Raw genomic sequence first — 14112 nt, forward strand, 5'->3', positions numbered from 1 at the left:
TATGGACCATTACTTCATTCTTGTGTTTTCTACGATTTTATTCGCTCGTTTAAATTCTTGCTGGAACTTTACTTCTTGTGCTTTGGTTAATGTACTTCTTTTTTCTTTGGAAATTTGGGCTTTCGATTTCATTCCTAATCCCTCCTTTACCTGTCATTAGTTTCATTATGAACGGTTTGGGATAAGGTTATTCTATGGCTGGAGGCGTTGGGCCTCCCTCTAAACTCATACCATTGCTTTATTGGTGAAGAAGGCCGACTTGTGGCAGGCATTGGAAGGGTATAGAATATATAGTGTTGATTCGTAGGAAAGTGAGTGATGACGATGGATAGAATCGGTGTGTTGACGAGTGGAGCTGATGCTCCCGGAATGAACGCAGCCATACGATCAGTCGTAAGGTCAGGAATCTATTACGGCGTTGAAATGGTTGGAATCAAGTATGGTTTTCAAGGCCTATTGAATGAAACGTTGGAGAAAATGGATGCATCATCCGTGGGCTCTATTATTCAACGCGGAGGAACGATCCTGCAATCCTACACATGTGATGAAATTCACACGGATGCAGGTCAGGAGAAAGCCATCGAAAAACTGCACAAACAAGGAATCGATTCCTTAGTTGTGATTGGCGGAATAGAAGACTTATCAATTGCTGCTTCATTGCAAAAAAAGAACTTTCCATGTATCGCCATCCCGGCCACGATCGATAATGATATCCCGGGTGTGGCTGAGGCCATCGGCTTTGATACAGGGTTAAATACAATCATTGATTATATTGATCGTATTCGTGATACGGCATCTTCCCATGAAAAATCATCAATCATTGAAGTGATGGGAAGAGATACAGGGAACCTGGCGTTATGGTCGGGGCTTGCCGGTGGAGCAGAGAATATTTTGATTCCTGAGAAAAAAGAGGACATCAACACCATTTTTGAACAGATTAAAAGTGGACCTTCTCGAGACAAAAGGTACAGTATCATCATTGTAGCGGAAGGTAGTGGTGTGAGTGGAATCGATCTCAACACCAAGTTGAAAGAAGAAGCAGGGATTGAATCCCGCGTCACCGTTCTAGGCCATACGCAGCGTGGGGGAGCTCCAACTGCGAGAGACCGAGTGCTGGCCAGTCGGTTAGGTGCATATGCGATTGATCTGCTACTCGCGAAAGAATCTGGCAAGGTCGTCGGTCTTAAAAACAATACGCCTGTGAGCTACATATTTGATGATGTCTTTTCACAAACGTCTCAAATTGATGAAGGCATGTACGAGTTGTCAGGGAGGCTGTCTATTTAAATCGGAATGTGTGCAAGCGTTGTAGACGCTTGCCCTTTCTTTTTTTAATGAAGGAATGGTCATAAAGGGTGAGTGAAACACTTCGACCTTCTATACGTGTTACGATACCCTTAAGAATACATAGGAGGAACGTCCAATGACGAGAAAACTGTACTATGAAGATGTTTATACGATGGATTTTGACTCAAAGATGGTTCAAACAGATGAAGATGAACGCGGTTTGTATGTAGTGCTCGAAGAAACAGCGTTTTACCCGACAGGCGGAGGCCAGCCGCACGACGAAGGAACTTTGAATGATGTTGAGGTGTTCGGTGTCGAAGAAGTGGACGATGAAGTACGCCATTACATAAAAGAAGATTTGTCCACAGAAGGAAGGGTGCATGGGAAGGTCAATCAAGAGCGACGGCTTGACCACATGCAGCAGCACTGTGGCCAGCATATCATTTCAGCTGTTTTCGACGATCAGTTCGATATCCCGACCACGAGCTTTCATTTAGGAAAAGATACGGTGACGATTGATTTAGATACGGGAAAGCTGTCTAATGAAACGTTGGTAAAAGTGGAGGAACAGGTCAACCAGATCATTCGCTACAATTACCCAGTTGAAACGAAGTGGATGTCGGTCACGGAGGCGGGGGAGTACCCGCTTCGTAAACCACTCGCCGTTAAGGGTGATGTGCGCCTTGTTATCATCCCGGAGATCGATTACAACGGCTGTGGGGGTACGCACCCTCATTCCACAGGTGAAGTCATGGCTGCCAAGTTTTTAGGATGGACAAAAAACAAGCACCAGGTGCGCTTAGAGTTCGTGTGCGGTAATCGTGTCTTGCAAAAACTCGGTCAGAAGCATCAGGTGTTGACCGAATTGAAGCTGTTGTTCCGAAGCCGGAACAACAGCTTGTCGATGAAGTTGGTGAGCTTATCCATGCAAGTAAGGAAAAGGATAAGAAAATTGCCGAGCTGGAGGGACAACTCCTTCACTATGAAGCGGAAGAAATCCTTTCAGCGTCCAACAGGCAGTCGGTGATCCAGCGTGTCTTTAATGATCGTTCAATAAAGACGCTGCAGTGTCTAGGGAAAGCCATCATCGAAAAAGCTCCAGAAGCATATGTCATTCTGATCAGTGAACAGGAGAAACAGTTACAGTTTGTGCTTGCTCGCGGAGAGGACATCGATAGGAATATGAACGAGGTCGCCAAGCAGGTGATGCCCCTTATCGAAGGAAAGGGCGGAGGAAAACCGAACTTTGTTCAAGGGGGAGGAAAGAGGCTGATGGACGGGCAGTCTTTTGCTGGTCGAATCCATAACCTTTTGTAATTCTTCCTAACAGGATCAAAGAAAGACAATCTGTCGATCACGCAGGTTGTCTTTTTATTTTCCATCCATATATGGCACCCCTCAAATGAATAGACACGTGGCTTCAAAAGGGGGGGAGATGCCTATTTTTCCACTACAAATGTTTGAATTTTAAAAAAGTAAATCCCTATGATGTACAATCCCTATTCACTATCTTGGGATGAAAGCGTATACATAGACGTTTTTATAGGTGCTACAATAAAAATGCGGAAGGGGGACAGAGAGTGGAACTCAATGAAAGAAGCAACAAAATTCTTCAAGAATTGGTTGTCAATCCGAGAATCACAAGTACAACACTCGAAAAGAAGTACGAGTTAACACGGAGGCAACTTGGTTACAGCTTCAATAAAATCAACGATTGGTTAGTGTCTCACAACCTTCCTGAAATTGAGCGTACAAGACAAGGGCAATTCATCATTGATCGGTCGGTCTTCGCTCAAGTGAATGGCGAACAGAAGTCGTCGGTTGGCGTAGCCGTCTTATCTGAAAAACAAAGGATTTATTTCATTATTTTGATGCTTCTGAGCAGAGAAGAGCTATCCCTGAATCATTTTACCTTTGAGTTGGATTTCAGCAAGAATACCATTCTCAATGATTTGAAGCAGGCCCAATCCTTTTTGGAATCGTATGGCGTAACCATCAAATACACAAGGAAACAAGGTTATATGCTGGAGGGGAAAGAGTTCCAGATTCGTCGGGTCCTCATTAAGGTGACTTACGAATTGTTGGTGCATAACGGGGCAAGCAAAGTGGAAGAATTGGCCCTTCTATCTTCAGAACAATTGAGGAGATTCACGCAAAAAATTGAAAAATTTGAAGACCAGCTCAATATTCAGTTCACAGATGAAAAAATGGAAACCATGCCTTACATCCTTGCGTTGATATTAAGAAGGATGGAGAGGGGGTTCGTCATCTCCACCTTCCCTGTGAAGCATGAAGATATATCGAGTACGAACGAATATCAAGTCATTGGGGGAATTTTTGAATCCATTGATATCCCTGAAGAAGAGCGGTTATTCATGACTCTTCATTTATTGACGACAAATGTATATCGTTCAGAAGAACTGTCCGATGTAGGTTCGAGGGGGGACTTGATTCCAGTCATAGAACAAATGCTTCAGCTTTTCGAAAGAAGTGCCTGTATCAACTTCCAAGATCGATCACAGCTGGTCGAAAAGCTTTTTCAACACATTCGCCCGGCTTACTACCGGATCAAATACGGGCTTACAGAAACACAAGTCATTCAAGGTTCCATTACAGAAGAGCTCAAGGAAGTCCATCATCTCGTCAAGCGATCCATTTCTCCACTGAAAGCTTATATTGACGAAGAAATTCCAGATAACGAAGTCACCTATGTGACTATGCTTATTGGAGGATGGATGACGAGACAAGGAGAAAGTATTGAGAAAAAGGTAAAGGCAATAGTCGTTTGCCCTCAAGGAGTTTCGGTATCACGATTACTCTTTAATCAATTGACGGAACTGTTTCCGGAATTTGTTTTTCTGGATTCTTTATCCGTCCGTGAATACATGGAGTATGAATTGGATTACGACTATGTATTCTCCACAACTATGCTGGAAAGTGAAGAAAAAGTGATGGTCTGCAAGGCATTTTTAAATCAGGACGACCGCTTGAGGTTAAGAAAGCAGGTCATGATGGATGTGCAAGGCTACATTCTGAATGACATCCATGTGGATCATCTCATGGATATTATTAAAAATCACACGACAGTCCATGATGAAAAAGCATTGATTGAAGAACTCAACTCTTATGTTCATCGTGATGAAGAGTCATCCATCAAACGTAGCTTAGAGCGCAGATCCCTACATTTAGATGATTTTATCCAAATGGATCACATTACAGTAAGAAGGTCAGTGGACTCTTGGGAAGAAGCTCTTAGAATCGCATCTGAACCTCTCGTACAAAAGAGATACGTAGAAGAAAGGTACGTGGAGACGATGGTCCACCAGATGGTGAGGGATCCTTATATCATTATCGCTCCTCACTTTGCCATTCCCCATGCAGCTCCAGAAGACGGAGTGAATAGAGCAGGGATGAGTCTATTGAAGGTGAAGGAAGGGGTTTCCTTTAATCCGGATGAAAAGGTACACGTTATCGTCGTCATCGCAGCTGAAGATAAGAAAAAGCATATGCATGGATTGATGCAATTGATGAACTTAGCAAGCTCAGAGCTGGATCGGAACCGACTCATGCAAATGGAAGAAACGAAAGAGATCCATGAACTGATCCAGAGTTACTCCGGTGAATGAACGGAGTCAATATCTTATAAATAAGTGGTGAATAAGATGAGCAATATTTACTTTAATGAATCTGTCATTCTACTGAACGTAGAAGCGATATCCAAAGAAGAAGTATTAGAGAAAATGGGTCAGAATCTAGTGGATTTAGATTTAGTCAAGGAGAGCTTCATTCCCGCAATTATCAAAAGGGAAGAAGAATACGCGACAGGGCTGCCAACTTCAGGTGTAGCGGTGGCTATTCCCCATACGGATGTGGAACATGTTCACCGGAAGACAGTGAGTATAGGAGTGTTGGACAGAGCGGTCGAGTTCGGCGTCATGGGTGATGATGAGGAAACGATTCCAGTCCAAATCGTATTTTTGTTAGCTATGGATGAAGCCCATTCCCAGTTATCTTTGTTGCAGCAGTTGATGGCCGTTTTCCAAAATGAAGAGGTTTTGTTATCAATTCTTAAAGAAAAAAATAAATCGAGCATCAGAGGTCTGTTGGAAGAAAAACTGGACTTTGATGCGCTTGAAGGAGAGAAATAATCATGGCGAAGAAACAAGTATTGGTCGCATGTGGAGCAGGAATCGCAACGTCTACAGTCGTAAACGGAGCAATTGAAGAAATGGCGAAAGAAAACAATTTGGATGTCGACCTTGTCCAAATTAAAATTGCAGAAGTCGGTGGCTATGAAGACACAGCAGACTTACTGGTCACGACAGCTATGACACAGAAGGAATATTCGTTTCCGGTCATCAATGCGAGATCGTTTCTAACAGGAATCGGGACGGATGCTACGAAAAAAGAGATTTTGACAGCGCTTCAAAAATAGGAATCTACTAAAAAAGGAGAGAAATAATCATGGCAAAGAAACAAGTATTGGTCGCATGTGGAGCAGGAATCGCAACATCTACAGTCGTGAATGGAGCGATTGAAGATATGGCAAAAGAAAATAACTTGGACGTCGATCTTGTCCAAATCAAAATCGCAGAAGTGGGCAGTTATGAAGATACAGCTGATTTGCTGGTGACGACAGCTATGACTCAGAAGGATTATCGTTTCCCTGTGATTAACGCGAGATCCTTTTTGACTGGAATTGGAACAGAAGAGACAAAAAAAGAAATTCTACAGGAACTAAAGAAGTAAACGGACGATTGGTCACCTGATAGAACGAGGGAGGATTTTTCATGCAGGGTTTCGTCGACATCGTACAAGGATTCTTAGACTTAGGGGCAACAGTCATTCTGCCTGTCGCCATTTTCTTATTAGGTTTACTGTTCGGACAGAAACCGGGAAAGGCTTTCCGATCCGGCTTAACGATTGGAGTGGCATTTGTAGGGATTTTCTTAGTTGTAGATTTGCTGGTCAATAACTTAGGGCCAGCGGCGCAGGGCATGGTGGATCGATTAGGTGTGGAATTGAACGTCATTGACGTAGGCTGGCCGGCCTCCTCATCAATCGCGTGGGCGTCCGTAGTCGCCGCATTCATCATTCCTTTGGGCCTTATCGTTAATGTCATCATGCTTTTAACGAAAACAACGAAAACGATGAACGTAGATATTTGGAATTTCTGGCACTATACCTTTATGGCCGCCATGGTATATGCGGTTTCGGGAAGTATTATTCAGGGTTTGATTGCAGCGGTCCTTTTCCAAATCGTATGCCTTAAAGTCGCAGATTGGACGGCACCTATGGTCAGTAAATTCTTCGACCTTCCGGGTGTTTCCATCGCCACAGGAAGTACCATTTCTTATGCTCCTGGTATCTTTTTAGTGCAATTACTGAATAAAGTGCCGGTGGTGAAAAATTGGAACGCTGATCCGGAGACGATTCAGAAGCGGTTTGGGATTTTCGGAGAATCGATCTTCATCGGATTGTTCTTAGGAGCGACCATCGGAATTCTTGCCGGCTACAGTGTCGGGGAGGTCATTGAAATCGGAATGGCTATGGCAGCGGTTATGGTCCTCATGCCTCGAATGGTCAAAATCCTTATGGAAGGATTAATGCCTGTTTCTGAGTCGGCACGTGAATGGTTATCTAAACGCTTTGGCGATCGGGAAATTTATATCGGGCTTGATGCAGCCGTTGCTCTTGGGCATCCTGCCGTCATCTCTACGGCTCTGATCCTTGTTCCGGTTACGGTTGTTCTTGCCGTCGTTCTGCCAGGAAACTCTTTGCTTCCGTTCGGGGACTTGGCTACTATTCCATTTGTAGTCGCTTTCATCGTTGGAGCTGCACGAGGAAATATTGTTCATTCCGTCATTGTAGGGACATTGATGATCGCTTTATCTCTTTATATGGCTACAGACGTGGCACCTGTATTCACGGAAATGGCTGTGAATGCTGACTTTGAAATGCCGGAAGGGTCTGCAAAGATTTCAAGTATTGACCAGGGTGGAAACTTAGTCAACTGGATCATCTTTAAAGTCTTTAGTTTGTTCAATTAAAGGGAGGGGTAATTTTGAAAGCGCTTGTTAAGACAGAACTGGGATACGGTCATTTAGTCGTACAAGATAAACCAGTACCAGAAGTCGGAAAAGACCAAGTGAAAATCGAAGTTAAATACACGGGCATCTGCGGATCCGACATCCACACGTATGAAGGGCACTATAAAGTGAAGGTCCCTGTGACACTGGGACATGAATTTTCCGGAGTCGTTGTTGATGTCGGAGAAGGCGTTACAGAATTTAAAATCGGGGATCGAGTCACGTCTGAAACGACCTTTTATGTATGTGGAGAATGTGAGTATTGCAGAAGCGGGGACTACAACCTGTGTAACCATCGGAAAGGTCTCGGTACCCAGCAGGACGGTGGGTTCGCCAAATATTTGATTGCACGGAAGGAAAGCGTGCACCACCTTCCGTCACAAGTCGATTACCGTTCGGGCGCAATGACGGAGCCGCTTGCCTGTACCTATCATGCTGTTGAAAAAACAGTCATCAATCCTGGAGACCTGGTGGTCGTCATTGGACCGGGACCTATAGGATTGTTTACGGCACAGGTAGCCAAAAGTCGAGGAGCTACCGTGATCATTGCCGGCTTGTCTCATGACCAAATCCGGTTGAGCAAGGCAGAAGAGCTGGGAATTGATTATGCCATCGATATTCAAAAGCGTGATTTACAGGAGTTTGTCCATGGGCTCACAGATGGCTATGGTGCAGATGTCGTGTACGAATGTTCCGGAGCCATACCAGCGGCTGGCCTGGCGTTGGATTTGTTGAAGAAAAAAGGACAGTATGGACAAGTGGGTATATTCGCTAAACCGGAAATCGAGTTTGACTTAGAAAAGATCATCCAAAAAGAAATCCGGGTTGTAGGAAGTCGAAGTCAAAAATCATCGGATTGGGAGCCGTCTTTAGAACTGATGAACAGCGGTCGAGTGAACGCTCGCTCGATGGTAACCCATGAATTTCCGATTACGGAATGGGAACAGGCGTATCAGGCCATCAAAAAAGGGGAAGCAATCAAAGTTCTATTGACGCCTGTCGATTAAGAGTAAAGAAAAGAGGGGTTGTATATGGTCGATGCATTCTTAGAATTTATGCTAGGCCCCATGCGGTCTATCGGAGATGTCTATTTTGAAAACCAAATGATCTTCAACTCTATTATTGTAGGTGGAGCCTGTTTGAAAATCATGAATAAGAGATCCCCCGGTTCCGAACCCGTGGATGATACGGAAAATATGTAGGAAGAAAAAGGTGAGACATATGAAGACCTTGAACCTTTATGGAGCGCAAGATATTCGGTACGAAGAAAAACCGAATCCAGTTGTGAGAAAAGAAGATGAAGTCGTCATCAAAGTGAAAGCTGTTGGTGTTTGTGGTTCTGATGTTTCAAGGTATAAGAAATTGGGACCTTATGTAGAAGGGATGACTTTCGGACACGAGTTTTCCGGTGAGGTTGTCGAAACGGGACCTTATGTCGAAGGCATCAAACCTGGGGACCGTGTAGCAGGTTGTCCGACATTCTATTGTGGAGAATGCCACAGTTGTCTGAAAGGGGATTTGGCCCAATGTGAGAGGTTGACCCTCATTGGAGCGCGTCACCCGGGGGCATATGCTGAGTTCGTAACCCTTCCTGCAAGCCATGTCCTTTCCCTTCCTGATCATGTGGACTATGATGCAGCTGCCATGGTGGAACCGTCATCTGTAGTCGCCCACGGATTTTACCGTACAAGTGTCCAGCCGGGAGCCAAAGTGGCCATCATGGGATGTGGAAGCATAGGACTTCTAGCTGTGCAATGGGCGAAGATTTTCGGAGCTGAACAAGTGATTGCCATAGACATTGATGATCAAAAACTTGAAATAGCAGCAAAAGTCGGAGCAGATGTGCTCATCAACCCAAAAGACGTCCTCCCTCATGAGAGGGTGCTAGAGGTGACAGACCAGTTGGGGGTTGATCTAGCTGTCGAATGTGCTGGCTCTCCTGTTACTTCAGAACAAGTGCTGGCGCTTCCCAAAAAAGGAGGCGAAGTGCTATACATGGGCATCCCTTATGCAAACGTTGATATGGAAAGGTTTTATTTTGAAAGGATTGTCCGTAATGAATTGAAGGTCATTGGGTCCTGGAACGCCATCTCCGCCCCTTTTCCAGGGAAAGAATGGAGTTCAACTTTACACTATATGAGTACTGGACAGCTGAACATTCAGCCGCTGATTTCCCATCGATTATCTTTGGAAGAAGGGCCGTCTACTTTCGAGAGCCTGATTAATCAGAACGGTTCTTTCATTAAGGTGATGTTTTACCCCCATTCAGATCAATAGACGTATAGAAAAAAGACCGCTTCCTGCGGTCTTTTTTCTATAGGTATGATGTGATCGTTGGAGCATGAGGGGGACAGAGATGAATCATCTGTAGGCACATCTATGTTATAGAACATTGAACCTGTAAGGATAATAAGATATGATAAATATGAAACTGATTTCATAAAACGATGGAGTGAACAATATGGCCACAATTTCAGATGTAGCCGAAAAGACAGGACTATCCAAAGCGACGGTTTCACGCGTCATCAATAATCATCCTTATATATCCAAGGAAAAACGTGAGCTTGTGTACAAGGCGATGGAGGAGCTTGGTTATCACCCGAATCCCTCTGCTAGAAGATTGCGGGGACAATTGACCAACACAATCGGAGTAATCGTGCCGAGAATTGTGAACCCTTTTTTCTCCTATTTGGTCGACGCTCTTGAGCAGGTAGCTTACGAGAATAATTACCAGGTGCTTATGTTTCAAAGTGATGAAAAAAAAGATAAAGAATTATATTTTCTGAACTTATTAAAGACAAAGCAAGTGGATGGTCTGATTATGACATCCATCGAAAACGACAGGGAAGTAATTGAATCCTATACGAAGTTCGGCCCCATTCTGCTTTGTAATGAATATATGAGCCAATCCGATTTACCTGTGGTACGTGTAGATCAAATGAAAGCGGCCTATTTAGGGACGAAGCATTTGCTCGATCGGGGGTATAGAAGAATCGCTTATTGTACCGGTGGATTGTTCGTCGATGATGGAAAGGATAAAGACCGGAACGTTGGGTTTCAAAAGGCGCTGAACGACTATGATATCCAAATCAATACGAGTTGGGTTTTCATCAATAAGCATACGATTGAGGACGGCAAACAAGTCATGCGTCAGATTGCTGAAATGAGAGACCGACCTGATGCCATCTTCACAGGAAGTGACGAAATTGCTGCGGGTGTACTAAGGGAAGCTAAATCTTTGGGCCTGAACATTCCAGAGGACTTAGCTGTCATAGGATTTGATGACCAACCGATTGCTGAAATGATTGATCCAGCGCTAACAACGATCCGGCAGCCGATTAAGGAAATGGGGAGGGAATCAGTAGATACGCTTTTGCGCTTACTGAAAAATCACCCCTTAGATCAAACCGACCAAGAACTTTCCGTGGAACTAGTCGTTAGGTCTTCCACATAAAAAATATAAAAACGACTGTTGAAACCGTTATCATATATGTGTATAATACGAATTAATAAAGATGCGCATAGTAAGATTTTGTAAACAGGTGGAAGCAGTCGTTTATTTTGATCGTTTGTGAAACCGATATCACATCTGCCGAATTGTTGGTCTTGATTTTTTGTTGGATTCACGCAATATTTTTTTACTTATGTATGAAACCGATATCACAAAGGAGTGGATGGTATGAAAAAGAAAGGTGCTGCGTTGGTGTCTGTCTTATTTGCTGGTGTTCTGGCTGGTTGTTCCTTTGGAGCTGATTCTTCGTCTGAAAGCTCTGAGGATGCAACGACAATAGAAATCTTCCAAGGGAAAGTTGAGTTCAATGATCAGTTTGAAGAACTTGCAGAGAAGTACGAAGAAGAAAACCCAGAGGTCGACATTAAAATAACGAGTGTCGGTGGAGGGTCTGACTATGCTGGGTCACTGAAGACGAAGTTTGCATCCGGAGATGAGCCTGAAATTTTTAGTATTGCTGGGCCAACGGAGGCTGCCAATTATGAAGAGTATTTAGCGGACCTCTCGGATACGGAACTCGCTGATTTAGCTCTAGAAGGAACATTGAACCCGGTCACGAAAGACGGGGAATTACATGGCCTTCCCTTTAACCAAGAAGGATATGGATTGATCTATAACAAGGCTATGTTCAATGAGGCTGGAATTGATCCATCTGAAATTTTAACGTATGAGGATTTGGAATCAGCCGTACAAACCCTGGACAGCCAGAAGGATGAACTGGGTATCGAAGCAGTTTTCGCTTTCCCTGCGAAAGAGAAGTGGGTGCCAGGCAATCACTTATCAAATGTTTACCTTGCTCCAGAGTTCAATCATATGGTAATGGAGGCATACAAGGCGGAAGGTGTTCAATTTGAAAGAAATAAAGAATTCAAGCGTATGATTGATTTACAAAATAATTATTCGATACAACCAACGTTGAGCTTGGACTATTCACAACAAGTAGAACAATATTTCTCTCTCCAAGAAGTAGCTATTATTCAACAAGGGAATTGGGTGTACCCATCTGTTGAACAGATGGATTCCGATTTTGCGAAAGAAGGAATGGGGATTCTCCCTATCCCTGTAGATGGAGAGGAAGGCAAGCTTCCGGTAGGTGTTCCGAACTACTGGGCGGTCAATAACAACAGTGATGATGAAACGATTCAAGCGGCTAAAGACTTTCTTGATTGGATGTACACTTCCGATGTAGGGAAGGACTACGTGCTTAACGAGTTCAAATTCATACCCGCTTATGAGGGCTATAATACAGACGAAATTTCTGACCCATTGTCCAAAGAGATCTACCAATACGCTTCTGAAGATCAAACGACTGGATGGGTCTTTCTTGGATATCCTGGTACGTGGGGCGATTATGTAGGATCAAACGTTCAGAAATATATTGACGGAGAAATGACATGGGATGAGCTTGTTGAAGATTCGAAGCAAGAGTGGACGAGAATGGACCAATAGAAGGTTATTTAAGAACGGCTAACATTCGGTATTTATCTGAGATGTTAGCCTCTTTTTTTAAAAAGAGGAGGAGGAAATGTATGAGTAATCGGAGTCCTTGGTTTTGGTTGTTCCTTAGTCCTGTGGTTTTAAGTCTTTTATTAGTCGTTGTCGTTCCCTTTGTTTATGGTTTTATCTTCTCTTTTACAGATTGGAATGGTCTTGTAGCGAATTCTTTCGTAGGCTTCCAAAACTATGTGCAGTTATTTCAAGAGGCCGAATTTTTAAATTCGATTTGGTTTACCGTCAAATTTGCGGTCGTCACCGTTCTTTTATTAAATGCCATGGGGTTAGGACTGGCGCTGTTAGTCACAAGGAGTATCCGCTCCAATAACTGGCTTCGAACGATCTTTTTCATGCCGAACTTGATTGGAGGGTTGATTTTAGGCTTCATCTGGCAGTTTATTTTCATTAATGTCTTTTCTGATATCGGAAATAGAATTGGGTCGGAAGCTTTACAAGGATGGCTATCTACGACGAGTACAGGATTTTGGGGCCTTGTTATTTTGACCGCTTGGCAAATGGCGGGCTATATCATGATTATCTATATTGCCTATTTAGAGAATATTCCAAAAGAGTTGATTGAAGCGGCTAAGATCGATGGGGCGAGCAGTGTCCAGCGTTTCAAAAATATCACTTTTCCGTTGGTGGCACCAGCCTTTACTGTAAGTATGTTTTTAACATTATCGATGGGTTTCAAAATTTACGATCAAAACCTTTCTTTAACGAATGGAGGACCTTTCAATTCGACGCAGATGGTGGCGATGGAAATTGTGAGAACAGCTTTTTCAGATAATGAAATGGCCTATGCACAAGCAAAAGCGGTCATTTTCTTCTTGATTGTAGCTGTCATCGCATTGACGCAAGTGTTTTACAACAAGAAACGAGAGGTGGAAATGTAAATGGGAAGAAGTAAAGAGCGTCGGAATTTATTAGGCCTGGAAGTGTTCGGAATCATCCTTGGTTTAGTTTGGCTTGCTCCTTTTTATTTGATGATCGTCAATGCATTCAAGACGAAAAGAGAAATTTTCAGTGGTGTACTGGGCCTGCCTGAAATGTTTACGATAGAGAATTTCATCCAAGCTTTTGAGGAGCTTACTTTCCTGAAATCATTGTTCAATTCGATTCTCATTTCAACATTGAGTATCGCGGTCATCATTTTATTTTCTTCGATGGCTGCCTATGCGTTGAACCGAAACAAAAGTAAGCTGAGTGGCGTATTTTTCTTTGTATTCGTAGCGGCTATGCTAATTCCTTTCCAGTCCGTCATGATCCCTTTGATTTCCATGTTTGGATCCGTGAATATGTTGAATGCGCCCGGTCTTATTTTCATGTACCTAGGCTTTGGATGCAGCCTGTCCATCTTCTTGTACCACGGAGCCTTAACGGGTATACCGAAAGCGTTGGACGAAGCGGCGATTATTGATGGAGCGAATCGTTTCCAATTGTTCTGGTATGTGATTTTCCCTTTGCTGAAACCGATTTCAGTTACGGTCGCTATTTTGAATGTCATCTGGATTTGGAATGATTATTTACTGCCTTCTCTTGTCCTTGGAGAATCGAATGCTACGATTCCGTTGAAGATGTTCTACTTCTTCGGACAGTACACCAAACAGTGGCATCTAGCGTTGGCGGGACTTAGTATTGCGGTCATTCCGGTTATCATTTTTTACTTTTTTGCACAAAAACAAATCATCAACGGTGTTTCGGAAGGCGCTGTGAAATAGATTTAGAGGG

16 protein-coding genes are annotated in these 14112 nt (G+C 43.5%); 15 read left to right on the forward strand and 1 reads right to left on the reverse strand.

The window, feature by feature from the left end:
- Positions 1 to 9: 9 nt before the first annotated feature.
- Complete coding sequence (locus ACJA3J_RS02940; protein WP_115894528.1) at positions 10 to 132, reverse strand: YfhE family protein; 123 nt, start codon at positions 130 to 132, stop codon at positions 10 to 12.
- 192 nt (positions 133 to 324) lie between these two features.
- Between ACJA3J_RS02940 and ACJA3J_RS02945 the strand changes: the two genes are divergently transcribed.
- From ACJA3J_RS02945 to ACJA3J_RS03015, 15 genes are all read left to right on the forward strand, one after another.
- On the forward strand, positions 325 to 1287 hold the full coding sequence (locus ACJA3J_RS02945) for an ATP-dependent 6-phosphofructokinase (RefSeq protein WP_406946261.1): 963 nt from the start codon (positions 325 to 327) through the stop codon (positions 1285 to 1287).
- Positions 1288 to 1423: 136 nt separating this feature from the next.
- Complete coding sequence (locus ACJA3J_RS02950) at positions 1424 to 2314, forward strand: alanyl-tRNA editing protein (RefSeq protein ID WP_406945468.1); 891 nt, start codon at positions 1424 to 1426, stop codon at positions 2312 to 2314.
- Positions 2248 to 2604, forward strand: a complete 357-nt coding sequence (locus ACJA3J_RS02955; protein ID WP_406946262.1) for a DHHA1 domain-containing protein — start codon at positions 2248 to 2250, stop codon at positions 2602 to 2604. Before ACJA3J_RS02950 ends, ACJA3J_RS02955 begins: the two co-directional genes overlap by 67 nt.
- A 263-nt stretch (positions 2605 to 2867) precedes the next feature.
- Positions 2868 to 4913 (forward strand): BglG family transcription antiterminator, encoded by a 2046-nt coding sequence (locus tag ACJA3J_RS02960; protein ID WP_406945469.1) that lies wholly within the window; start codon positions 2868 to 2870, stop codon positions 4911 to 4913.
- A gap of 36 nt (positions 4914 to 4949) precedes the next feature.
- Positions 4950 to 5435 (forward strand): PTS sugar transporter subunit IIA, encoded by a 486-nt coding sequence (locus ACJA3J_RS02965; protein ID WP_406945470.1) that lies wholly within the window; start codon positions 4950 to 4952, stop codon positions 5433 to 5435.
- A gap of 2 nt (positions 5436 to 5437) precedes the next feature.
- Entirely contained in the window at positions 5438 to 5722 is a 285-nt protein-coding gene (locus ACJA3J_RS02970) for a PTS sugar transporter subunit IIB (RefSeq protein ID WP_089651608.1), read from the forward strand.
- A gap of 29 nt (positions 5723 to 5751) precedes the next feature.
- Positions 5752 to 6036, forward strand: a complete 285-nt coding sequence (locus ACJA3J_RS02975) for a PTS sugar transporter subunit IIB (RefSeq protein ID WP_089651607.1) — start codon at positions 5752 to 5754, stop codon at positions 6034 to 6036.
- A 41-nt stretch (positions 6037 to 6077) separates the two neighbouring features.
- Positions 6078 to 7337, forward strand: a complete 1260-nt coding sequence (locus ACJA3J_RS02980) for a galactitol-specific PTS transporter subunit IIC (RefSeq protein WP_089651606.1) — start codon at positions 6078 to 6080, stop codon at positions 7335 to 7337.
- A gap of 14 nt (positions 7338 to 7351) precedes the next feature.
- A complete protein-coding gene (locus ACJA3J_RS02985) occupies positions 7352 to 8383 on the forward strand; it encodes a zinc-binding dehydrogenase (protein ID WP_406945471.1) in 1032 nt (343 codons plus the stop codon).
- A 24-nt stretch (positions 8384 to 8407) separates the two neighbouring features.
- Positions 8408 to 8578, forward strand: a complete 171-nt coding sequence (locus ACJA3J_RS02990; protein ID WP_167356018.1) for a hypothetical protein — start codon at positions 8408 to 8410, stop codon at positions 8576 to 8578.
- A gap of 19 nt (positions 8579 to 8597) precedes the next feature.
- A complete protein-coding gene (locus ACJA3J_RS02995) occupies positions 8598 to 9653 on the forward strand; it encodes a galactitol-1-phosphate 5-dehydrogenase (RefSeq protein ID WP_115894422.1) in 1056 nt (351 codons plus the stop codon).
- A gap of 184 nt (positions 9654 to 9837) precedes the next feature.
- Positions 9838 to 10830, forward strand: a complete 993-nt coding sequence (locus tag ACJA3J_RS03000) for a LacI family DNA-binding transcriptional regulator (protein WP_089651603.1) — start codon at positions 9838 to 9840, stop codon at positions 10828 to 10830.
- A 225-nt stretch (positions 10831 to 11055) separates the two neighbouring features.
- Positions 11056 to 12336: an ABC transporter substrate-binding protein gene (locus ACJA3J_RS03005; RefSeq protein ID WP_406945472.1), complete on the forward strand. Its 1281-nt coding sequence runs from the start codon at positions 11056 to 11058 to the stop codon at positions 12334 to 12336.
- Positions 12337 to 12416: 80 nt separating this feature from the next.
- Positions 12417 to 13277 carry a carbohydrate ABC transporter permease gene (locus ACJA3J_RS03010; RefSeq protein ID WP_089651601.1) on the forward strand — a complete coding sequence of 287 codons (861 nt, stop codon included), beginning with the start codon at positions 12417 to 12419 and terminating at the stop codon, positions 13275 to 13277.
- Complete coding sequence (locus ACJA3J_RS03015; protein ID WP_089651600.1) at positions 13278 to 14102, forward strand: carbohydrate ABC transporter permease; 825 nt, start codon at positions 13278 to 13280, stop codon at positions 14100 to 14102.
- Positions 14103 to 14112 lie beyond the last annotated feature (10 nt).

Origin of the sequence: Halobacillus sp. SY10, assembly GCF_045401165.1 — a bacterium.
Lineage (GTDB): Bacteria > Bacillota > Bacilli > Bacillales > Halobacillaceae > Halobacillus > Halobacillus aidingensis.